At 37.8% G+C, this 23003-nt stretch carries 28 protein-coding genes; 8 read left to right on the top strand and 20 right to left on the bottom strand.

The window, feature by feature from the left end; all coding sequences use genetic code 11:
• Positions 1–6: 6 nt before the first annotated feature.
• The 4 genes from CA265_25375 to CA265_25360 form a co-directional block, all read right to left on the bottom strand.
• A complete protein-coding gene (locus tag CA265_25375; GenBank protein ID ARS42811.1) occupies positions 7–681 on the bottom strand; it encodes a hypothetical protein in 675 nt (224 codons plus the stop codon).
• Positions 651–1748, bottom strand: coding sequence for a glycosyl transferase family 2 (locus tag CA265_25370; protein ID ARS42810.1), 1098 nt, complete (start codon positions 1746–1748; stop codon positions 651–653). The genes CA265_25375 and CA265_25370 overlap by 31 nt, the downstream gene beginning before the upstream one ends.
• Positions 1745–2368 carry a glycerol acyltransferase gene (locus CA265_25365; GenBank protein ID ARS42809.1) on the bottom strand — a complete coding sequence of 208 codons (624 nt, stop codon included), beginning with the start codon at positions 2366–2368 and terminating at the stop codon, positions 1745–1747. The genes CA265_25370 and CA265_25365 overlap by 4 nt, the downstream gene beginning before the upstream one ends.
• 229 nt (positions 2369–2597) lie before the next feature.
• Positions 2598–3104, bottom strand: coding sequence for a phosphoribosyltransferase (locus CA265_25360; protein ARS42808.1), 507 nt, complete (start codon positions 3102–3104; stop codon positions 2598–2600).
• A 194-nt stretch (positions 3105–3298) separates the two neighbouring features.
• Here CA265_25360 and CA265_25355 point away from each other — a divergent pair, with 194 nt between their 5' ends.
• Positions 3299–4003: a DUF2807 domain-containing protein gene (locus tag CA265_25355; GenBank protein ARS43128.1), complete on the top strand. Its 705-nt coding sequence runs from the start codon at positions 3299–3301 to the stop codon at positions 4001–4003.
• A 114-nt stretch (positions 4004–4117) separates the two neighbouring features.
• Positions 4118–5434, top strand: coding sequence for a serine hydrolase (locus CA265_25350; protein ARS42807.1), 1317 nt, complete (start codon positions 4118–4120; stop codon positions 5432–5434).
• Positions 5435–5454: 20 nt separating this feature from the next.
• Here the strand turns inward: CA265_25350 and CA265_25345 are convergent, their stop codons facing one another.
• The 3 genes from CA265_25345 to CA265_25335 all read right to left on the bottom strand — a co-directional run bounded on the left by CA265_25345 (position 5455) and on the right by CA265_25335 (position 7619).
• The gene (locus tag CA265_25345) at positions 5455–5868 is read right to left on the bottom strand and encodes a hypothetical protein (protein ID ARS42806.1); all 414 of its coding nucleotides are present in this window, start codon (positions 5866–5868) and stop codon (positions 5455–5457) included.
• Positions 5869–5953: 85 nt separating this feature from the next.
• Entirely contained in the window at positions 5954–7366 is a 1413-nt protein-coding gene (locus CA265_25340; protein ARS42805.1) for a 23S rRNA (uracil(1939)-C(5))-methyltransferase RlmD, read from the bottom strand.
• A gap of 142 nt (positions 7367–7508) precedes the next feature.
• Positions 7509–7619 carry a phenylalanyl-tRNA synthetase subunit alpha gene (locus CA265_25335; GenBank protein ID ARS42804.1) on the bottom strand — a complete coding sequence of 37 codons (111 nt, stop codon included), beginning with the start codon at positions 7617–7619 and terminating at the stop codon, positions 7509–7511.
• 212 nt (positions 7620–7831) lie between these two features.
• Between CA265_25335 and CA265_25330 the strand changes: the two genes are divergently transcribed.
• Positions 7832–8290: a DoxX family protein gene (locus tag CA265_25330; protein ARS42803.1), complete on the top strand. Its 459-nt coding sequence runs from the start codon at positions 7832–7834 to the stop codon at positions 8288–8290.
• On the opposite strand, the gene CA265_25325 is transcribed toward CA265_25330, so the two are convergent.
• Positions 8281–9456, bottom strand: coding sequence for an ATPase (locus tag CA265_25325; GenBank protein ID ARS42802.1), 1176 nt, complete (start codon positions 9454–9456; stop codon positions 8281–8283). The genes CA265_25330 and CA265_25325 overlap by 10 nt on opposite strands.
• Positions 9457–9559: 103 nt before the next feature.
• Here CA265_25325 and CA265_25320 point away from each other — a divergent pair, with 103 nt between their 5' ends.
• Positions 9560–11263 (top strand): peptidase M28, encoded by a 1704-nt coding sequence (locus CA265_25320; GenBank protein ID ARS42801.1) that lies wholly within the window; start codon positions 9560–9562, stop codon positions 11261–11263.
• A 4-nt stretch (positions 11264–11267) separates the two neighbouring features.
• The gene (locus tag CA265_25315; protein ID ARS42800.1) at positions 11268–12755 is read left to right on the top strand and encodes a phytoene dehydrogenase; all 1488 of its coding nucleotides are present in this window, start codon (positions 11268–11270) and stop codon (positions 12753–12755) included.
• Positions 12756–12824: 69 nt separating this feature from the next.
• Here the strand turns inward: CA265_25315 and CA265_25310 are convergent, their stop codons facing one another.
• The 5 genes from CA265_25310 to CA265_25290 are packed head-to-tail and all read right to left on the bottom strand — an operon-like array spanning position 12825 to position 16592.
• Positions 12825–13328 carry a shikimate kinase gene (locus tag CA265_25310; protein ID ARS42799.1) on the bottom strand — a complete coding sequence of 168 codons (504 nt, stop codon included), beginning with the start codon at positions 13326–13328 and terminating at the stop codon, positions 12825–12827.
• Positions 13329–13351: 23 nt separating this feature from the next.
• Positions 13352–13798: a hypothetical protein gene (locus tag CA265_25305; GenBank protein ARS42798.1), complete on the bottom strand. Its 447-nt coding sequence runs from the start codon at positions 13796–13798 to the stop codon at positions 13352–13354.
• A 3-nt stretch (positions 13799–13801) separates the two neighbouring features.
• Positions 13802–14857 carry an ABC transporter permease gene (locus tag CA265_25300; GenBank protein ID ARS42797.1) on the bottom strand — a complete coding sequence of 352 codons (1056 nt, stop codon included), beginning with the start codon at positions 14855–14857 and terminating at the stop codon, positions 13802–13804.
• Between the two features lie 2 nt (positions 14858–14859).
• On the bottom strand, positions 14860–16011 hold the full coding sequence (locus CA265_25295; GenBank protein ARS42796.1) for a DoxX family protein: 1152 nt from the start codon (positions 16009–16011) through the stop codon (positions 14860–14862).
• Between the two features lie 35 nt (positions 16012–16046).
• Entirely contained in the window at positions 16047–16592 is a 546-nt protein-coding gene (locus CA265_25290; protein ARS43127.1) for a hypothetical protein, read from the bottom strand.
• Positions 16593–16691: 99 nt separating this feature from the next.
• Between CA265_25290 and CA265_25285 the strand changes: the two genes are divergently transcribed.
• The 3 genes from CA265_25285 to CA265_25275 all read left to right on the top strand — a co-directional run bounded on the left by CA265_25285 (position 16692) and on the right by CA265_25275 (position 18989).
• On the top strand, positions 16692–17543 hold the full coding sequence (locus CA265_25285; protein ARS42795.1) for a dihydropteroate synthase: 852 nt from the start codon (positions 16692–16694) through the stop codon (positions 17541–17543).
• 167 nt (positions 17544–17710) lie between these two features.
• Positions 17711–18073, top strand: a complete 363-nt coding sequence (locus CA265_25280; GenBank protein ID ARS43126.1) for a four helix bundle protein — start codon at positions 17711–17713, stop codon at positions 18071–18073.
• A 124-nt stretch (positions 18074–18197) separates the two neighbouring features.
• Positions 18198–18989, top strand: a complete 792-nt coding sequence (locus tag CA265_25275; protein ID ARS42794.1) for a TIGR00159 family protein — start codon at positions 18198–18200, stop codon at positions 18987–18989.
• A 295-nt stretch (positions 18990–19284) separates the two neighbouring features.
• On the opposite strand, the gene CA265_25270 is transcribed toward CA265_25275, so the two are convergent.
• The 7 genes from CA265_25270 to CA265_25240 all read right to left on the bottom strand — a co-directional run bounded on the left by CA265_25270 (position 19285) and on the right by CA265_25240 (position 22975).
• Complete coding sequence (locus tag CA265_25270) at positions 19285–19695, bottom strand: hypothetical protein (GenBank protein ARS42793.1); 411 nt, start codon at positions 19693–19695, stop codon at positions 19285–19287.
• A gap of 96 nt (positions 19696–19791) precedes the next feature.
• The gene (locus tag CA265_25265; GenBank protein ID ARS43125.1) at positions 19792–20070 is read right to left on the bottom strand and encodes a hypothetical protein; all 279 of its coding nucleotides are present in this window, start codon (positions 20068–20070) and stop codon (positions 19792–19794) included.
• A gap of 209 nt (positions 20071–20279) precedes the next feature.
• Positions 20280–20600, bottom strand: a complete 321-nt coding sequence (locus CA265_25260) for a hypothetical protein (GenBank protein ARS42792.1) — start codon at positions 20598–20600, stop codon at positions 20280–20282.
• Positions 20581–21015: a methyltransferase type 11 gene (locus CA265_25255; protein ID ARS42791.1), complete on the bottom strand. Its 435-nt coding sequence runs from the start codon at positions 21013–21015 to the stop codon at positions 20581–20583. The genes CA265_25260 and CA265_25255 overlap by 20 nt, the downstream gene beginning before the upstream one ends.
• Positions 21016–21032: 17 nt before the next feature.
• Complete coding sequence (locus tag CA265_25250) at positions 21033–21917, bottom strand: hypothetical protein (GenBank protein ARS43124.1); 885 nt, start codon at positions 21915–21917, stop codon at positions 21033–21035.
• A 23-nt stretch (positions 21918–21940) separates the two neighbouring features.
• A complete protein-coding gene (locus tag CA265_25245; protein ID ARS42790.1) occupies positions 21941–22567 on the bottom strand; it encodes a hypothetical protein in 627 nt (208 codons plus the stop codon).
• Positions 22568–22975, bottom strand: a complete 408-nt coding sequence (locus tag CA265_25240) for a hypothetical protein (GenBank protein ARS42789.1) — start codon at positions 22973–22975, stop codon at positions 22568–22570.
• Between the last annotated feature and the right edge of the window lie 28 nt (positions 22976–23003).

The following is a 23003-nucleotide window of genomic DNA, read 5'->3' as shown; positions in this document are numbered from 1 at the left end:
ACAAAATTAAGCAAAAATATTTGTTCCGGTTGTCATGTATAAGACAACAAAAAAGATTAGCTGTGAAAGGAACATGGTCACGCCAATATATTTCTGTTGCTTTAGCCCAAGGGCATAGTAAAACTTTAACAAAATTACCGAAACGATAAACCAGGCCACATAATTTTGAACAGGGATTTCATGCCAGTCCCACTGCCAGTAGTTAAATTTCATGGCCACAGGCTCTAAAAAGAAATCAAAACCTACCAGTATAAAAGCACCAATAACCGAAGCCAGAATGCTGTTCCTGATTTTCATACTTTTCATCATTTGCCCCACGCTGAAAATAAGGATTACCCAATTTACGCCCATTAACAAAGGAACCGCAGCAACTTTGTATCCCAATGTATCGCCATAGTAATAGCTACCAAATATTTTTCCGGTATGCACACCCAATACCTCAACCAGAAAACCACAGAGAAATACACCCGAAACCAGTAATAACAAACGTTTCACATCGGCATTGTAAGAAAAAACAATTACAGCAAACATGAGCAACAAATGAAAGGGAACAAGTTTGATAAAATAAGGCTGTGCAGCTGGAATTAAGAAGCCAAGCAAGCCAACCAGATGAAAAACGATAATTATTGCTACTGCAATCCTTTTAACCTTTATATCGCTTTGATCGTTCTGCCCTTCCATGTGCCTGTTTTAAAAATATGTTTTTTTATAGAAATAAATGAAATAATTAAGAAGAACAACATCTGTAAAGGATGTAAAATCAGATTTATCAAAACATGCTGTCCGGATAAATAAGAGATCATCATTCTGCTTAACACTATTAAAGTTAATGGTAATACAAGTAAAGCAACATTAAAGTTTAAGATTAAAATTACTGGCCCTATGGTTACCAAAAGCTGGTAAAGTAATAATATTATGATGTTATTACCAAAACCTGCCAGTAAATTTTTACTGAAACCGTTCAGGCTTTCGCCTAAATTCTTGTACATCCTGCAATAGATCAGTCCGTTGGCTAAAAGTGCTTCTGCGTTAAATTTTTCCTGTTTTACCAGTTTCATTATCTCTACATCTTCTACAATCTGATGTTTAACCCGCTCATGCCAGTGATTTTCTTTGTAATGACGGGCATTAAAAAACATACACTGCCCGCTTGCTGCCGAAAATGCCGGATTTTTCGAGAGTTTAACCAATCGTAAGGGCAATAAATTCAGTAGAATAAAATGCATTAAAGGAACAGTCAGCCACTCGCCTATCGATTTCATGCTTTGATTGGTAAAAACACTTAATAAAGTCAGACTTCCAATTTCCATCCGGTTGATCAGGCTATTGATCAAGCCTCTTTTTATTGATTCATCAGCATCGATAAACAAAAAATATTTCCCGGTTGCCAGTTCGCTCAACTGGTGGCAGGCATAGTTTTTACCAAGCCAGTTTTGAGGAAGTGCTTCACCGCTAACTACTTTAAATTGCGGATTTGTAAGGCAAAATTTTTCGACGATCTGGAAAGTATTATCGTCGCTGTTATCATCTAAAACAATAACCTCATAATTGCTATAATCCTGATTTTTTATAGAATCGAGCAGCGCTAAAATATTCTCTGCTTCATTTCTCGCTGGGATTAAGATTGAAACCTGATCATGATAGTGTTTAACCACCCTTGGCAACTTCGGATTAGAAAGGAAATTGAAAACAGTAACCGAAAACCTGATAACCAGGAAAATTAAAACGGCGTAAATAAAAATGGTCATTCAATAAGCTGAGTTTGTTTAACAAGCGATTGATCGTAATGTTTATTGTAGGCGCTTTTCAGCAATTGCAAGCTCACATACTCCTCATTCTCCCAATGCTGTAGATAAGTATAAGCGGAGGGTTTTCTTTTCGCGAAATAATCGATAAAGGTAGCCGCAAAAATGATATTGATTTTTTTCTGACTGGCATTGATCATCTGCATTACCCCTTTTTCGAAACTGATATTTTTGAGATGGTTCGAATATAATTGGCCCTGAGGGAATACAAGCACCAGGTTTGTGGGATTATCTAATAATTTGCCAGCATAGTTAAGGGTTTCTAACACATCTTTGCCCTTATTTTCAGCAGCAAAAGCACCAAGATACTTTAGAAAACCAACTTTATTGTAATTTTCAGCGTTCACTAGCACATGAAATTGTTTCTTAAATACTTTTTTGTTGATATAAAACAGGAAAAACCCGTCCCACCAGCTAAAATGATTGGCTAAAATGAGTATGGCAGCATCTGGCTTTATTTCCACTTCACCAAAATTAAAAGCCGAGAAATCTTTTTTGATGATAAACTGGATGTACCAGGAGAAAAAGCTGAAGATCAAATTATTTTTTCTGGGCTGATACATTTCGGGAAATTGCAAAAAATTGGGATGAATTGCAAATATCCTTTTCTTTAAGATGATCAATAGTCCTCGTTTGTGACGAGGATTAGTAAGATCCACATTTGTAATGTGGTGCAATAGCCCTGTAATTTAGCTATACCCTAGCGATGAAATCGCTGTTCTCGGGCATCCTCGTTGCAAACCAGGACGATATTAATCAATTCCATCTTACCTCCTCCATTTTACATCTTCTCTAGCTTAAATAAACCCGGTCTTCTTCGCCTTCTACATCCATCACTACATCTACATGTTCTTTTAAAATGGTAGCCAGTTCAAGACCAACAAAGTCGGTTGCGATAGGGAAAATTTTATGGCTTCGATCAACCAAAACTACGGTACGGATTTTTTTATGTGGCGTATTTAAGAAAACGCCCAAGCCATAAGCCAGGGTTTTACCGCTGTTTAATACATCATCAACAATAATAATCACCTTATTTTTCCAATGGCTCTCATCTAAATCGGTTGAGGCAACCAATTTGCTGCTTTCTTTCTGCAGGTCGATACGCAACAAAGTTAGTTTAAAGCCTGAAATCTTTTTAAGCACTTTTTCTAACCTTAAGGCTAATTTGTAACCACGGTCCCAAATGCCGGCAAGCACCACTTCTTTCTCGTTCAGGTTATCCTCTAAAATCTGATAAGCGATACGATCTATTTTCTGCTGAATTTGTTTCTTGTTAAGAATAAGTAATTGCGATGCCATTGTATAAAAAAGGATTGAATACAAAAAGAACGATTTTAAGGATGAAATTCAAACTATTTGAAAAATAATTTCGATTGTTTGCAACGTTTTCACCAAAGATGCGTCTAATCAATAACCAAAACACAAAACCGGGGCCATCGCTGCACAAATACTGCGTAAGGATCGCTTCAGAATCATTTAACGAAAAAACGACTATGAAAACCCTCATCAAATCATCCGCCATTTTATTTATAGTGGTAACCAGCTATATGGCTAAAGCACAGGAAACTAAAAGTTTCACGGTTAAAAATTTCAATAGCATTGGGGTAAGCAGCGGTATCGACCTGTACCTCACTCAGGGTGGCAGCGAAAGTGTGAGTATAAAATCGGATGCTGAAACGTTAAAAGATATTGTTGTGGAACAGAATGGTGGCAATGTGAATATAAAATTTAAGGATGGTGTCAACTGGAGTGGTCTGTTTAAAAACCGAATCATTAAAGCCTATGTAAGTTTTAAAACTTTAAATGCCATTGCAGCATCAGGCGGTTCGGATGTTTTCACACAAAATCAGATCAAGACAGATAAACTGGCCATTCGTTCTTCGGGCGGATCAGATTTAAAATTAAGCATTGTTTGCAACGACTTGTCTATTCAATCAAGCGGGGGTAGCGATCTCGATTTAAAAGGTAAAGCAGAAAATATGACCATTCAATCGAGCGGAGGTAGTGATATCGACGCTTATGAATTAATTGCAGATTATGCAAAGGTGCAGGCTTCTGGTGGTTCAGATGTAAATCTCTATGTAAATAAGGGTTTAGAGGCCAGTGCAAGTGGCGGTGGTGATGTAAGTTATAAAGGAAATGCTTCACTCAAGAAAACATCAACCTCAAAAAGTGGCGATGTACACCACGTAAATTAAAAGTTTAGTTTAGTTAATAATACGCGCTGCTTTGTGGATGCAAAGCGGCGTTTTTTTATTAAATATGCAACCCTTTTATACTTCTTATCGTCAATAGAGGAAAACTAAGCCTAAATGAAAAAAAATATATTAATCCTTATCATCATATCGTTCTTTTTAAGCAAAGTCAGTTATGGTCAAAGCTCACTTTCAAAAAAAATTAATGATTACATTACCTATATCGATACGAATCATAGAGCAGTTGGTAGTTTATCTATTTTTAAGGATGGAGAAGAAATATACAACCGAAGCTTTGGGCAAACGAGCCTAAAAAAAGTAAGCTATAATGCCAATACAAAATATCAAATAGGATCAATCACAAAATTGATTACTGCAACTCTTATTTTTAAATTAATAGAAAAAGGAGAGTTAGACTTAGAAGACAAACTAGCTGTTTACTATCCTCAAATTCCAAATGCCAGCAAAATTTCGATTAAAAACCTACTGGAACATAGCAGTGGTTTGGGCGATTTTCTCATGAAAAAAGACAGCATATTTTGGCTTATAAAAAAGGTTAGCGAACAAGATATTATGAACGAAATTATTCGCCAGGGGGTGAGTTTTCAGCCAAACGAAAAAGTGGCTTATTCAAATACAGGTTATTATCTGCTTACTAAAATTTTAGAAAAAAAACACAAACAGCCTTATGCAAAAATAGTAGATGAAGAAATTGCAAAGCCTTTGAAACTTAAAAATTTTTCAGCCTATACACCAAAAACTACAAATGTTTTTCAATCTTACAATTATATCAACCAATGGAATATTATTGAGGATCTAAATTTCAGCAATGTAACCGGGGCTGGAGATATCTCATCAACCACTCAGGATTTAAATGTTTTTATTACAAGTTTGTTTCAGTATAAAATCTTGAAGAAAGAAACTATTGAATTAATGAAACCAAAGCATGAAACATTTGGTAGAGGAATAATGCCTATTCCTTTTTACGAGTCGATGTATTATGGCCACGCTGGTGATACTTATGGAACACACTCTATTGTTGGCTATAACGAAAATGATAGAATTAGCTGGGCATTAGCATTAAATGCTGCGCGTTTCGATAAAAATGACTTCGCGATAGTTTTGTTGAGTATTATCTACAACAAACCCTACGAATTGCCAAATTTTAAACCCTACCTTAATGTAAAAACCAATGATTTGGATAAATACCTGGGCGTATATGCCAGTCCAGATTTTCCATTAAAAATTACAGTTTCTAAAAATGGCAACATTTTAAAAGCACAAGCTACCGGCCAAACGGATTTTCCTTTAGATTGTTACGAAGTAGATAAATTTACCTCAGCGCAATATAAGCTAACGATTGAGTTTTTACCTTCTGAACATAGGATAATATTTAGCCAGGGCAAGAACCGAATAACAATGGATAAGGAATAAATCCCTAAGACCTTGGCCTTCTATCCCCTGCCTTTTTTATATGGATAATAAATAAAATTGGCGCCTTCAGGAACAATTACGAAAACGCACATAAAATCCTCTGGTTTTTTATAAACTTTTAAAAACGGCTCTTTTTTCTCTTTGCTGATGATTCCTTTTTCTACAAACTCTTCCAAGGTAGAGGCTTGTATGGTCCAATCGGTATTGAGCTCCTCTTTATTTAAAATAAGTTCACCGATGTTCACTTCATGTTGGTGTGCAATAAAAATCGGGTGTGCAGAAATCCCTTCAACCATAATTTCAATTGCCACTTCTTTAATGGCATCAGCATAAAACTCCAGGTCTTTTTCTAAACTTACCAGCGGACTTTCCTGCTTTTTTTGTGGTGTTCCGTTCTCTTCAGGCGTTGCGCCTAATAATTCTTCTCTATCCATTTCAAGGTAAAAGGTTTATGGTTTAAGGTGTAGGGTTTAAAATGACAACATTTGATTTTAAGGTTATAGCCTTAAACCTTTTGCCTTACCCCTTAAACCTTAATAATACAACGTTCTCTACGTGTTGTGTGTGCGGAAACATATCTACAGGTTTAATACGCACCACATCATACTTTTCTTTTAGCAGCTCTAAATCTCTCGCCTGCGTAGCTGCATTACAGCTTACATAAACAATTTTTTCAGATTCCATTTCCAGTAATCTTTGAACCACATCTGCATGCATTCCGGCGCGCGGTGGATCAGTAATCACTACATCTGGTTTACCATGTGCCAGGATAAATTCTGAAGTGAGAATATCTTTCATATCTCCTGCATAGAAGATCGTATTATCAATGCCATTTAACGCAGAGTTAAACTTTGCATCTTGAATAGCAGTTGGTACATATTCTACACCTACCACCTGCTTTACATTTTTTGCAATAAAATTTGCAATGGTTCCGGCACCAGTATATAAATCATAAACCAGCTCATCGCCTTTAAATCCGGCAAAATCCCTGGTGATTTTATATAATTCGAAGGCCTGTTCTGAATTGGTCTGGTAAAAAGATTTTACACCAATTTTAAAACGGATGCCGTCCATTTCTTCGAAAATATGATCGCGACCAGAGAAAAGCACCACATCCTGATCGAAAATGGTATCGTTTTTCTTTTGGTTAACGATATACAACAAGGAAGTGATCTGTGGAAATTCATTTTGAAGGAAAGCCATTAAACCATCAACCTGTGCCTGTTCGGGATAAGCAAATACCACGGCAACCATTACCTCTCCTGTGCTGGAAGTACGGATAATCAGGTTACGTAAAACACCTTCATGATTACGCAGATCGTAAAACGAAAGGCTATTTTCTAAAGCATAATTACGCACTGCATTTCTGATTGAATTAGATGGCTCATCCTGCAGGTAACAATGTTCAATATCTAAAATTTTATCGAAACGCAAAGGCACGTGAAAACCAAGGGCATTCATATCAAGATCTTCATCGCGTTCTACATCAGTTTTTTCTAACCAACGTTTGTTCGAAAAAGTAAATTCTAATTTATTCCGGTAGTACCTGTTTTTTGCTGAACCTAAAATAGGTTCGGTTCCTGAGGTATCTATTTTACCTAAGCGCTGTAAAGCTGCCTCAACATTTTTCTGCTTAAACTTCAACTGCGCATCGTAGCCCATGTGCTGCCATTTACAACCGCCACAGGTTCCGAAATGAGGACAAAAAGGATCGGTTCGTAAAGCTGATTTTTCATGAAGCTGATCAATAATTGCTTCAGCAAAATTCTTTTTCTTTTTGGTCAACCGAACATCTACCACATCACCAGGAACAGCCTTGTCAACAAAAATGACCAATTCGTCAGCCTTGCCAACACCTTTTCCTTCTTCAGCAATATCGATTATATGTACGTTTGGAACAATAGTTACCGTACCTGGTTTTCTTCTACTCATTATTTTGCAAAGATAGAAAAAAGAGGTTAAAGGTAGAAGGCAGAAAGGTGGAGGGTTTAAAACCCGGTTAATCAAGAAAGATTAGGCAATACTGTCTTGTTCGAACGTGGATTGTTCGTTAAGAAAAATTAGATTTCAAAAATTATTTTCCAAAAAATTTAAATGCAGCGCCCCAAAAGCCATCCAACCAGTTAAATTTCAGGTCAAATTTTTCATCTACTTGTACAGAAAACTCTAATATTTCTTTGCTCATGATAAAAAACCTATCTATTTAAGCAATAATACTAAATTTATACCAAAAACCGAAACGGTACAAATTAAATTTATGTTAATTTTACATCAAATGGTTAAAACTGCTTTTTAAAATAAATTCAGCCTTGATCTATTGATTTTCAGTTCTTTATTTGACAAGCCAATATAAATCCGTAACTTAAAGTATCATTCACATAAAAATGGAGGTTCATTATGAACGTTATCCGTAAAATTGAACATTGGGGAGATGTTCATCACTCAAAATGGCTGGATTATCTTCGGATTGTACTTGGCCTGATCATTTTTGGAAAAGGTGTTTCTTTTGTTAGCGACACCTCGGTTCTTCAAAATATGATTACACAAAACAACGTATTTGGTTTTTCGGGCATGCTCATCAGTGTTGCCATTCACGTAGTTGCATTTGCACATTTGGTTGGGGGTGTTTTGATTACATTAGGTTTAGTTACCCGCTTTGCCGTTGTCATTCAGATTCCAATCTTATTGTTTGCCGTATTTTTCGTTAACCTTACCCCGGGTTTCTCCACACCCAATTCGGAGTTATGGTTTTCGGTACTGGTGTTGTTTCTGCTCATCATGTTTTGGGTAGTAGGCTCTGGCCCTTTATCGGTTGATGAAGGATTGAAAAACAAAAAGGGAAGACGTTACGCGTAGCTTATAAGCTTCTGCATTAATGAGTGCAGTGATAGTGCTATGGCTCCGCCCTGCATTGTAAAAGTATCATTACCTGCATAAACAACAAAGCTACTATTGGGTTTTACTTCTTGACAAGCGAAGTAAAACCCTTTTGATAATGAAGGCGCAGAACTTCTTTTAATTTCTATTGCCCATTTTTCGGCATCCGAAAATTCCAAAATTAAATCTATTTCTGCGCCTCCTGGTGTTCCATAGTAGTAAGTTTGTACTCCGGATGGAATTACGGACATAATATTTTCGATCACAAAGCCCTCCCAACTTCCACCTACTACCGGATGACCAAGTAGTTCATTATAACTTTTTATATTAAGCAGGGCATGAGTAAGGCCGCTATCTCTTACATATATTTTTGGTGATCGCACAAGTCGTTTTCCAACATTAACTGTATATGGCTTTAGTCGCCGAACCAACAATAAATCTACCATCAAATCCAAATACCTGGCTATGGTTACTCCTGTAACCTCAATATTACGGGCCAAATGAGCTGCGTTTAGCACACTACCTTGATTGTGGGCGAGCATTGTCCAAAAACGTTCGAGCGTCTCGGCGGGAATACGAGGTCCCAATTGAGGGATATCTCTTTCCAAATACGTTCTGATAAAGTCCCTTCTCCATATTAAACTATTTTTCTCCGACGCAGCTAATAAACTCTCGGGAAATCCACCTCTCAACCAAAGGTTATTAACCTTAGCTAAATCTTCTTGCCCATATTCTACAGCATTTACTGGAAAAAGTTCCAGATAAGTAATTCTTCCAGCTAAAGATTCGCTAGACTGTTTTAATAAATCTAAAGATGCCGATCCCAGAAACAGAAATTGTCCAGCCTTATTTCCTCTTCTACGTTCCTTATCCACAATCCCCCTTATTTGCGAAAATATTTCTGGCAAACGTTGAACTTCATCAAGAATTAAGAGTAACTCTTTGTTATTTTGATGGAAAGCAGTTATATCTCTAACTTTTTCTAGATCTAACCGATCCTCGAGATCTACATAAATGGACTTAACCTCATCAATAAGACCAATGGCTAATGTAGTTTTACCTACCTGTCGGGGGCCTAGCAGTACAACCACAGGACTACGCTGCAAAGCTTCTTTAAGTATTGGTTCTAAATTTCGGAGAATCATGTCTGCAAATATAACATAGAATATTACATTTGCATACTTAACACCTCATTTTAAATCGAGAAAAGATTCAAACTATTGTTATCTTTCGCTTTTACTAACGATCATGAAAACGAAGATACTTTTTGCACTGCTTTTTGCGGGATTGGGATGTTACGCACAAAATTCAACAGATGAATATTTCAACCTGACAAGGAAAGGTTTCATAGCAAAAAACGCCTATGAAACGACCGCTTTTGTCGAAAAATATTTTCGTATCCCCGGCAATACAGGCTTTAATGCAAGTATTTATTATGTAGAAAAGATCCTCAAAAAAGCTGGCTTTGTAGAACAGAAGCAGAATGAGTTTGAAGCGCCTTTAACTTATCGCATCGAAAAAAGAGCGATGAAAAATAATACATGGGAACCTGTAGACGCCAACATAGATATTGTTGGCGAAACAAAACCACTCATCTCTTACAAAACCAACCGCAACATGATTCCGGTTAATTGCGGCTCAACTCCGGTTGGAGGTGTTACTGCACCTGTGGTTTTCATTACCAGCGTATCACCTGCCGAAATAGAAAAAATGGACCTGAAAGGGAAAATCCTATTTTCAGAGAGCAACCCATCACGTTTACTTCAAATAGCCACCAACGCAGGGGCCATTGGTGTACTGGGTTATTCTATGCCAAAATATACCCAACCCGAGGTACACCAAACGTCTATCCAGTTTGGAAACATGAAAGCCAGTAGCGAGGTATGGACATTACTTTTATCTTATGCGGCCAAAGAAAAGTTAAAAGCAGTCTGCTTAAAGGGTGAAACCAAATTGAAAGTAAATATCCAGACTAAAATTTATCCATCGGAAGAATTAACCATTGTTGCAAATGTTAAAGGCAGTGTAAATCCTAATGAGCGATTTGTATTCAGTGCCCATGTTCAGGAGCCGGGTGCAAATGATAATGCAAGCGGTGTGGGTACATTAGCTGAAATGGCCAGGTTAACGGCAGAATTGTATCAGGCAAAAAAAATAAGTCCGAAGCGCAGCTTAACCTTTTTATGGGGCGACGAAATTGTATCAACCAGAAGATACATTACTGAAGATACTACCCGGGCCAAAGGCATTATGTGGGGAATGAGTTTGGATATGGTTGGTGAAGATACCCAAAAAACCGGCGGTTCTTTCCTGATTGAAAAAATGCCTGATCCTTCTGCCATCTGGACAAGAGGAACTGATAAACATACCGAATGGGGCGCAGGTGATGTTACCGAAAAAGATCTTTTCCCTCATTATTTTAACGATTTTGTTTTCGACATCTGCAAAAAACAGGGCATATTTGCGAATTGGACAGTTAACTACAATCCTTTTGAAGGTGGTAGTGATCATACCCCGTTTTTGCAGCATAAAATCCCAGGTTTACTAATGTGGCACTTTACCGATGTATTTTACCACACAGACAATGATAGGATTGATAAAGTTTCGCCAATCGAGATGAAAAATGTTGGGATAAGTGCTTTAACTGCTGCTTATACTTTAATTTCCGCAGATGAAAATACAGCGATAGCCACTGTTTCGCAGGTTAAAACCGATGCCTTAACCCGTTTGAAAACCGAATTTGAATTAAGCAAAAAAGAAATTGCAAAAGGGAAAGGCGCCACAGATGAGAAACATATTATTGAAGTCTGGGCCAAATGGTATACTGATGCTTTGGCGACAGTAAATAAAATGCCTGTAAAATCCGAGACCACAAGAGTTGGTTCGGCCATTAAGTTTGCCACCAATGAGATTGAAAAACAAGCAAAGCTATATTTGGAAGAATTGAAATAGATTGATGGCTAAACCAAAAGCAATAATTATCGGTGCTGGAATTGCAGGAATTGCATCTGCCATTCGCCTTGCTGTGAAGGGCTATGAGGTTGATGTTTATGAGGCTAACTCAAAACCTGGAGGTAAGCTGGCAGAAATAAAGACGAACGGTTTCAGGTTTGATGCAGGCCCAAGTCTTTTTACCATGCCTCAGTATGTGGATGAGCTTTTTAAACTGGCAGGCAAAAACCCTGAAGATTATTTTGAATATCTAAAACTGAAAGAAGTTTGCCGTTATTTTTATGAAGATGGCTTACGGTTAAACGCCAGTGCAGATCTGGATAAATTTGCAAAGGAAATTGAAGAAAAAACAACTTCAACTGCCAAAGAAATTAACCGTTATCTAAATAAAAGCAAAACCATTTATGAGGTTACCCACCGTGTATTTCTGGAAAGAAGTTTGCACAAACTTAAAAGTTACCTGCATTGGGATACCTTAAAATCCATATTCCGTTTTGGCCAGATTGATGCTTTTAGAACACAGGCAAAAGCAAACCAATCTTTTTTTAAAGACGAAAGAGTTGCCCAATTATTCAATCGGTATGCTACCTATAACGGGTCCGATCCCTTTCAGGCACCGGCCACATTAAACGTAATTCCACATTTCGAGTACCACTATGGAGCCTTCCTTCCAAAAAACGGGATGTACAGTATTGTTACTGCCTTAGTAAAATTGGCAGAAGCATTGGGGATCAGGTTTCACTACAATCAAAAGGTAGAAGAAATTATTTCTTCCAATGAAGGCAAACCCAAAGTACAGGGCATAAAAGTTAACGATAAAACCTATAAGGCCGACGTTGTGGTCTCGAACCTCGATATCTGGTTTACCTATAAAAACCTGCTTAAAAATATAACCCAGCCTAAAAAGTTACTCAACCAGGAACGGAGTAGTTCTGCTTTAATTTTTTACTGGGGAATGGATGGGAATTACAGCGATCTGGGTTTACACAATATCTTTTTCACTGAGGATTACCAGAAGGAGTTTAATGCGATATGGAAAGATAAAACCATTAGTAACGATCCTACTGTTTATATCAACATCAGCTGTAAACACATCAGAGATGATGCACCCGCAGACAGCGAAAACTGGTTTGTAATGATCAACGTTCCAGCCAATAACGGCCAGAATTGGGACTCATTGATAAAAGAAGCCAGGGCAAATATTATTAAAAAAATCAGCCGTTTGTTAAACAGAAATATTGAAAAAGATATCATTTGCGAACAGATTCTCGACCCGAGAAGCATCGAAGTCAAAACCGGTTCGTATCAAGGCTCTCTGTACGGAAACAGCTCTAACAATCAGTTCTCTGCCTTTTTACGACATCCCAATTTCAGTTCGAAAGTTAAAAATTTATTCTTTTGTGGAGGCAGCGTACATCCAGGTGGAGGAATTCCGCTTGCACTGTTATCGGCTAAAATAATTGATGATGAGATTAGTTCAGTGGTTCATTAGCCATTGGTTGATTAGTAACTATCTGCTTATTGATTAACCGACTAAGGACTCAAGACTAAGGACTGTAAACTATCGATTTTTCTTAATGGCTTCTTCTAACTTTTCGCCATCCAGATCAAATGCATCTACAATCAGTTTAGCCCGGGTATAAAAAGGATCACGTTCTTCGAGTTTCTCTTTAATAAATACTAAAAGTTGCTCATCATCTAAATCTTTAATTAATGGGCGTTTTTGACGGTTATGTAAGCGCGACACTAAGGCGGCAGGTTCCATTTGCAGGTAAACCGTTTCGCCATTTGCATTCATCCATTCCATATTATCGAAAAAACAAGGCAATCCACCTCCGGTGGCCACCACACAGGTTTCCGGGTAATCGAAGGTTTTAAGCATTTCGCTTTCATAATCCCTAAAGCCGCTTTCACCATATTCGGCAAAATATTCGGCAATGCTTTTGCCTGTTTTTGAAACAATTTCGGCATCAAGATCGATCACAGGGCAATCTAAACGATGTGCCAGCTGTTTTGCCTTTGTGCTTTTACCGCAGCCCATATATCCGATAAGGAAAATCTTCATGTATTTCTCTTTTTGCTTCGACCTTATAACAGATGGTCGCGTTTTAACATAATATAATCGGTGACAGGTGGCGTAAAACCTTCCTTTTTCAATAAAGTTACAACCTGTCCGCGATGATAAGTAGAATGGTTAAATAAATGAAATAAAATTTCATCTATTCGGTTTTCGTACTGGACGCCTTGTGAGGTGCGGTACAAAATCTTTTTATCTAAAGCATGCTCTTTCAAGGCCATCCTGATCAATTTAAAATTTTCAGCAGCGATACTTTCAAAGTTTTCTTTGGGGTGAATATCCCAAACGCCGTAAAGTGGCACTTTGCCCGAAATTCGTTGCGCCCATATGTGCTGCGCATTAAGTACGTGGCTGAACAACCGCTCTGCATCGGGCAGCTCGATGGTTGCAAGCTTAAATATATCGATGATGCGTTGATCGGCAAGCGCAGTATAGTTTATAATTTCTTCTTCGCGCATGGCTTAACTTAATTTAACCCTTGGATCAACATAGGCATATAAAATATCAACCAGAATGTTGATCACCACAAACACGAAAGCAATAAAAAGAATGGAGCCCATTACCACAGGGAAATCAGACATTTCTAAAGCTGTTACCGTAGTTCTTCCCAATCCATTATAGCCGAAAATATATTCTACAAAAAAAGAACCGGCCAGCAAAGAGGCAAACCATCCCGAAATAGCTGTAATTACCGGATTCATCGCATTTTTTAGTGCATGTTTATAGATGATGGTATTTCTGCTTAAACCTTTTGCTCTTGCCGTTCTGATGTAATCCTGCGCTAAAACATCCAGCATGGCGCTTCTGGTCAACTGTACAATAATAGCCAAAGGCCTTAAGCCGAGGGTAATCATTGGCAACCATAAGTTTCTTAAGGTTAGTACTTCACCATTAAATGGATCATAAGAATATAAGCTGCCACTCATTTTCAGGCCCGTATAATTACTCAGCACAAAACCGAACAACCATGCAATAATTATTCCGGCAAAAAAAGAAGGTGCTGATATACCCAGAATGGCAAAAGCATTGGCCGTTTTATCAATCCACGAATCTTTATACACCGCTGAAAGCACGCCCAAAAACACGCCGATTATGGTGGCGAAAATCATGGCGGTTAAAGCCAGGATAAAAGTATTCGGTACGGTTTCGGATAGTATAGCAGTTACGTCGCGCTTGGTTTGATAAGAACTACGAAGATAAGGCCATTTGATCACCAGTGCCTTTTTATCAAAGGACATCAGTTTTGCATAATGATATTTCTGTTGATTGGTGCTATCATTATCCAGTATACTAATTGGCGATAAATCGTTAATATATAAAAGGAACTGAACAGGTTTAGAGCGGTCTAAGCCAAACTCTTTACGAACAGCCTCCAGTGATTGGACATCGGCCCTTTGCCCCATGGTCATCCTTGCCGGATCGCCGGGCAAAATATTAAACAGCACAAAAACAACCAATATTACACCGCCCATTACCAGCAGCCCATACATCAGTTTTTTTAGTGCGTATCCGATCATCTTTATTTATCGAAATATTTCCGGCTGAGCTGGTCGAAAGTGGGTACGTTATGAAAATGCCATTTATTGATCACCACACCGTTCTTCATCAATAAAACACCTGGGTTTGCCCTTACCATACTTTTTAAAGGTACAGCATCAGCATAAAAAACCTCCGAAAACAGGTTGTTCTTTTTGATAAAAGCCTGTGCATCCTGAGCTGAATTAGAAGTAAGCAATACCGTGCGGATGTTAAACTGCTGTGTAGCATTTAGAGCCAAAGCGTTTAGTTTACCAATGGCGGCTTCGTTTGTAGCATGAAGATCGTAGGCTACAAAAATCAAATTATAATAAGGATTTTCGATCAGTTCCTTGGTATAATCGGTACCAGAAGCATCGGTAATGTTCAGGTCCTTAATTTTAGGTTCAAAACCTTTTTTAACCAGTCTTTTTGCAGGTTCTCCTATAATTTCCCAGTTATTGTCTTTCCAGATTTCAGTTTTAAGATAGGCTTTATCGCTCATATCTTTCTCTTCATTGGTTTTCTTGTTTTTTAAGTGGTACATAATCTCAAATTCATCTGGTTTTTCTCCCGGAGGAATCACCATTAATGAGGGAAGATGTGCACCAACTTTATAAGGCAGAAAATCGATAATCGGTAAAACATTATAAGTATACAAGCCAAAACCTAAAGATATCACGGTTACGGCAATGGCAATATTCCGCTGCGTAGTTTCTTTTTTGAATAAAGGCTGAATGAGGTTTTTGTTTAGGAAAATAACAATAATCAGCGCTAAAAGAATCAGGTCTTTACCGAACGACTGCCATGGAGTAAGCGGAATAGCGTCGCCAAAACAGCCACAACTGGTCACAACTTTGAACGCTGCCGATACAAATGTGAGCAGGGTAAAAAAGATTATAAGCAGCAATAAACCCCAGGCTACCTTTTTACTCCAGAAACCCAACAGCAATAAGGCACCGAGCACAATTTCTAAGGTACAGAGTAAAATGGCGATACCGGTGGCCATTCCACTAAGAAAATTCATGTGAAAAACCTCAAAATATTCCTGTAATTTATAACCAAAGCCAAGCGGATCGTTTGCTTTGATGAGTCCTGAGAATATAAATAGGGCACCGACAAAAATCCTGGAGAATCTTAAAAGTATGTTTCGCATCTGTATGTATCTGTTTTTAAAGGCTATTGTGCTATTTATTTAACGCCGAGTTTGATCAGTGCAAAAACCGAATAGTTTAACATATCCTGATAATTCGCATGAACACCTTCCGAAGCCAGGGTTTGCCCTTCGTTATCTTCTATCTGTTTAACCCTAAAAATTTTCATTAAAATCAGGTCGGTTAATGAGCTAATGCGCATATCGCGCCAGGCTTCGCCATAATCGTGGTTTTTGGCAAACATTAAATCTTTGGTTTCCGTTACCTTTTCTTCAAACCGTTTTTCAACTTCGGCATAAGGCATTTCATTCGGGTCGTTCTCGGTCAATTCGAGCTGCATCATGGCAATGATGCAATAGTTTACAATCCCGATGTATTCAGCTATTACACCCTCTCCTACCTTACTTACTTTTTTTTCTTCGAGGGTACGGATGCGTTGTGCTTTGATAAAAATCTGATCGGTTATCGAACTTGGTCTTAAAATCCGCCATGCAGTGCCATAATCTTTAGTTTTTTTTAAAAATAATGATCTGCAAACTGCAATCACTTCATCAAATTCGGTAGAGGTATTTGTTTGTGCCAAAGCCAATAATTATTTAGTTTTTAGTGTATTTTTGTCGTGAAAAAACAAAAGCTAAAGATACATTTTTAAAGCGAAACCCAAATCCCGAAAGGGTTTATTATGGCAGAAAAAAACTTTTTTGAGCCCAAACAAAGCTTAAACATTAAAGGTAAGCTTATCGATTTAAGCAGCCCAAAAGTGATGGGCATTTTAAATATCACACCCGATTCTTTTTATAGCAACAGCAGAACAAAATCGATAGACGAAGCCTTAACCAAAGCTGCTCAATTCCTTCATGAAGGCGCTACCTTTATTGATGTCGGCGGGTACTCTTCCAGACCAGGTGCTAAAGATATTTCAGCAGCCGAAGAAGCTGACCGTTTGCTACCTGTGGTAGAAAGTTTAGCTGCAGCATTTCCCGAAGCGGTTATTTCCATCGATACTTTTCGGGCAAAAGTTGCACAGGAAACCATTTTGGCTGGTGCGCATATCATTAACGATATTTCCTCCGGGGATATGGACGAGCTCATGTTCGAAACCGTAGCTAAACTACAGGTTCCCTATATGATCATGCACATGCAGGGCACTCCCCAAAACATGCAGCAAAATCCGGTTTATAAAAATGTATTACTTGAAGTAATTGATTACCTGGCTAAAAAAGTTGCAGCACTTAAGGCGCTGCATATTCATGATGTAATTATTGACCCTGGCTTTGGCTTCGGAAAAACTACCGAACATAATTATGAGCTGCTTAAGCAAATGGAGGCTTTTAAAATTTTCAAACTTCCCATTTTAGTCGGTTTCTCACGTAAAGGAATGATTTACAAAACACTTGGCACCTCGGCAGCAGAGGCCCTGAACGGAACTTCTGTATTGAATACCATTGCACTACAAAAAGGTGCCGGCATTTTAAGGGTGCATGATGTTAAGGAGGCGGTGGAGTGTGTGCGGCTGGTTGCTAAGTTAGGTTAATCGGTTAACTGTTTAAATTGGTTAATCGACCTTTATGAGTAATCAGTTAAATCTAAAATATAAAATCGCATTGTTGGTTAATTGTGATTTGACTGATTAATTGTAAATTAATGTGTATTTCTTCTATATTTGATATCATCCCATAATTAACCTAAAACTTAATTATGATGCATATTTATTCCTTTGAAAAATTAGAAACCTGGCAGAAAGCCAGAATGCTCAGAAAAGACATTTACAATTTGACCAGAAAATTCCCTAAAGAGGAAGTATTCGGTTTAACAAGTCAAATCAAAAGATCATCGGGCAGTGTTGGCGATTGTTTGGCAGAAGGTTCAGCAAGAGTTACACCCAAAGACAAAGCGCATTTTATAACGATGTCTTATTCAAGTGCTATTGAAACCATTAATCATATTATTGGGGCATATGATCTCGGATACATTAATGAAGAAGACTACATTTCATTCAGGTTAAAACTTGATGAGCTAACAAACAAGTTAAATGCTTTACGCAAATCGATTTTAAAGGCTTAAACATCTTACACAGTTAACCAATTCAAACAGTTAACCAAAACGTCGATCAACAGTTAACCCATAACCAATTTAAACAGTTAACCTAGTATTGTAAACTGAAAACCGTTTTGCTATCTTGCCATTGATGAAAGGATTAGATTTTGATTTTGTAAAATTCACCATTACCGATGTGGTAGACATTGTGCTTGTGGCACTTTTAATCTATTATGTTTATACCCTAATCCGCAATACCTTAGCCGTTAACCTCCTGGTTGGGATGCTGATTATCGCCATATTCTATCGCGTTGTTGATGCTTTGCACATGAAACTGCTTACTGCTATCATCGAGAAATTTATGAGTGTGGGGATCATTGCATTGATTGTAATCTTCCACCCGGAGATCAGACGTTTCCTTTTACTGATCGGGAAAAATGCCTTTTTACAAAAGAACAAAGCCTGGTGGGGATATTTATTTGGCCGAAAAGAAATTGAAAGAAATAATTTAACCCGTATAAAACCCATTATCGATGCCTGTAAAAGCATGAAGAAAACGCGCACGGGGGCATTAATGGTATTCGTTAAATTTTACGACGAACAGTTTTTTGCCAATAGCTGCGAACTTGTTGACGCTAAAATATCAAAACGTTTGCTGGAAAGTATCTTTCAGAAAAACAGTCCGCTGCACGATGGTGCTGTAGTGATTTCGGAAAACAAAATTAAAAGTGCGAGCTGTATTTTACCTTTAACGGATAACGATCAATTGCCCTCACAGTTTGGTTTAAGGCACCGTGCAGGTATTGGTGTTTCTGAAACGACTGATGCGGTTGCGGTAATCATATCCGAAGAAACCGGAGAAATATCGTATGCCAAACAAGGCAGGGTGAGGATGAATGTTTCGTTCGGGGAACTGGAGAAATTGCTGAATAAAGATTTTTAGGAGTACAGATTAGGCGATTTAAGGTGATTACACAGATTTAGAAAAATTGTGGGTTTTCTAGCTATGAAATGTTGAACTTTCGACTAACGGAAGAAACACCATACAATAAAGCTCTTTCGATTAGGCTCAAGATGAGGGACCGAGGGAGATATTCAGTGCTTCTGTGCCTCCGTGGCAAAACAACTTCTTTACAATACCCAATAAACGCAAAATGGTGAATGTTCCCACTCACCATTTCATTTATCATTTAAATTACCTTCTTATCGGTATAATCCAATAATCCGTTAATCAATTTTTAGCAATATTGTTCAAAAGCACCGATCAGGTTATCAGCAATCATTTGCGCTGGTCTGCCTTCAATTTGATGACGTTCGATCATGTGAACCAATTTACCATCTTTAAATAATGCCATTGCCGGAGAAGATGGAGGAAAAGGCATCATATAATTTCTAGCCTGATCTACCGCTTCTTTTTCCATACCCGCAAAAACAGTAACCAATTTATCAGGGTGTTTTTCGTGTGCAGCTGCTGCTCTGGCCGCCGGACGTGCATTTGCTGCCGCGCAACCGCAAACTGAATTTACCACGACCAACACAGTTCCTTCGCCTTTAATCGCTTGATCAACCTCTTCTGCGTTTTTTAATTCTTGAAAACCTACGTTAGTTAATTCCTTACGCATTGGCTCTACTAAATATTCTGGATACATTATCTTAGTTTTTTATTTACAATTTCAATGGTACAAAAATAAGAAAATCGAATGGCATGCACCATTCGATTTATATTTTTAAGGTAAAATTAATCGTTATCTCATGCTCTTGAAAAACTCATCAAACATTTGAGGGTTGGCAATTGCACCAGCGATAATTAATACAATCAGCACGACAAAAAGCACACTCAAAATTGTGGCAATCATTCCACAGATCTTACCAGCCTTTGCATTTTTATAGGATGATTCTGTATATACCCCTGGATTAAGCTGATACTTTTTCATATCGCCGGCACCTAATATCCAGGCTATTATGCCAAATATTAAACCAAATATTCCATAAAAGCAACATGCTGGTATAGCCAAAATCCCCAAAACAAGAGAAGCTGTTGCATTTGGTAAGTTCTGCTGACCAAAACCTCCTCCTCCAAATTGTCCAAATGGTGGTGGTTGCTGAAAGGGCGGCGGCGTTACCGGACCATTACCTAATGGCTGAAATGGTGCAGGTTCAGGGTTTTGATTCGTTGAAGGATCAATGGGTTTATTTTCATGAGGGGTTTCCTGTTCTTCTGACATAGCTATATTTAGATCAATTGGTGAGTGTATATTTTGTAAATGTAATTGATTAAAATAATTACTGCAACTCCTGCAAAAACGATTTTAATCAGCTGCGCCCCAAATTTAAAATCTACCTTAAGGTGAATAATGGTAAATACGACAACAAAAATGAGCGGGATTGTTGCAGGATAAAACTTAAATGATGCGATAATATCGCCACGCAGCAAAGCTAAAACAGAACGTTGTAAACCGCAGCCGGGGCAATCTATCCCGAAATGGGCTTTAAAAGGACAGCTGAAAAGATGCGCTCCTACCCAATCAAAAAAATTATGTTGCGGTTGAGCCATCTACATCGCCAATAAATTTCACTTGCCCATCTTTCCATACTTTATATTTTTCCAGGTCTTTAAGTACTTGCCTATATACCAGATTTAAGATATAAATGTCATCAACAAAACCTAAAACCGGCACAAAATCAGGGATTACATCTACAGGTGAAAGGAAATAAATCAGTCCACCTAAAATGGCAATAATAGATCTTTTAGGGATTTCGGTATAATCGCCGTTCACATAATCTTTAGATACCGCAAACAGCAGCACTAGTTTCGACCAAACACCTTCTAAATCACCTTTATTAGTTACCGCCTTGCCCAGTGCATCTTTAATCGTATTACTGGCTTTGCTTTTATCACTTAAGATTACCGAAGCTTTGCTTTGCGATTTTTTAAAGAATCCTAATATTTTCTCCCTGTTCAATTTCATAATTAATACTTTACAAATTAACGGCCAAAAGCATCATAATTGTCTTCAGCATATTTGGTAAAGCGATCCAATAGTACAATATTTTTGTTCTCGATAGCCGTTAAATCATTATCAACGTTGTTTTTAACAGGAACATACCATTCTACAGGGTCGAAAAAATTTCTAAAAGTTTGTTTTTTAAAGGCATAACCATGTCTGGCGAAAATGGTGTTTTTAATAATCTGCAGGTCTAATTTTCTTAAATTCTTCACATCTTCTTCCTTTAACAGGGCTGTTGATGCATTTAATTTAAATATTTGCTCGGAGGCGCTTCTGTAAAAAGTATTTGCACCTAACGAATCTACACTTCCATCTTCGAGGGTATCTAACTGCGCTACCATTTTGTGGTCGCTCCAGTCTACATATTCCATTTCTGTTGGCAACATGCGGCTTGCATTATATTCGAAAGCTTTTTTTAATAATTTAAATTCTTTCCCCGGCCATTTCAGCTCCTTTTTATAAGCGTTCCATTTACCAATTAAGGTGTCGCCAACAAGGGTGATTTCAAATTTCCCATCATATTTTTCTGTGCCCGGTTCATCTAGAACAAAGGTAATTTTACCACCATCTTCTGATATTTTACCCAATAGTGGACGGCTGTTGCCCGAAACCACACTTTGTGCAATCACCGTATCTTTGGTTATTCTTTTAATATTGATGTTCAGTTTTTTAACCGCATCAGACATATCTCCTTCGTACTCCAATTCATCTGCTGTGTAAAAATCGCCAACCCAAAAACCATAAAGTTCCTTGTGGATTTCCTGCTGTGCAATGCCTGTTGTTTTTTCTTTATTTGTTTTTTTGGTGTCTCTGCATGATAGCATCAAAAAGGGAAGCAGCGCGAATAATAAGATTTTTTTCATCAGTATGTTTCTGTATGCGTAGGTCAAATAATTTTCTTTCTGATCAGCCATTCGGCAATTAATAAGTTGGGTATCCAGCCTAGCCAGGCGATGATCTGGTAAACATCCATCGGGTCCGGGTGAAATAAATATACTAAAATAACTTTCCATAGCCTTAAGGTAATCGCAGAAGTTGCCAAAGCAAAACTGCGGTACATAAATTTCTGATGGGCGATTATTTTTCTTTTTAAAATGAGCTGAACTGCCTTTAGCGTAAACCAGAACCACAAAATCCCTAAAATAATAAATGAAGTTTTAGCCATTAATCCTCCATTTGCAAACCAGCCGATAAAAATACCAGACGGCGCGGCGAGTAACAATACGAAGCCCACATACAGGTAGCCCAACCACTGATGCACTTTGGGATATTGCGCTAAAATTGTAGGATTAAACTGTGTAAAGCCAGCCAACAGTACAAATATGGCACTGTAAACATGCACATAAAATATCGGGAGATATGCTTTGATTCCTGATACTTCCGTCTGTTTAATCTGTAGAAAAGACACTTCACTGCTCAGCGGAATATAACGTAAGGTAATCTGCATCATTAACGCAAAGAAATAGGCAAAAAACAATAGCCAGGCCAAACGTTTATAGCTGATGCCTTTCATTTATTTCTTGTTGAAAAGCGTAAGTAACTTTTTGTCGAAAGGTATTGCAATTAATTTATCATTTGCTACATCTTCTTCATAAAGCTGTTGCTTTTTTGGATCGAATACAAACCTTGCAATAACAGGCATCCGATCGGCATAACTTTCGTGCAGGTTAAAATTATAGTTTTTTGAATAACCCTCAGAAGGATCAGTTTTAGGATTCGGGCTACTCTCGAGCATAATGCCGTAAGAGGTACCGCCGTTTTTAACAATCCTTTCGTAAAGACCTTTGGTAAGCTGTTTACATCTGGGAGAAGTTTCTACTATTTTATAGGCAATCTGCGCTTTAAAACTTTCTTTAACCTGGGCCTTAGATTGATATAATGAGGTTCCCAGAATTAAGAAAAGGGTGAGGATGTTTTTCATAACTGAGTAGCGTTCTTTAAATATTAAC

It is taken from the genome of Sphingobacteriaceae bacterium GW460-11-11-14-LB5 (assembly GCA_002151545.1).
Classification (GTDB): domain Bacteria; phylum Bacteroidota; class Bacteroidia; order Sphingobacteriales; family Sphingobacteriaceae; genus Pedobacter.
This window is presented reverse-complemented; position numbering and strand designations above follow the sequence as displayed.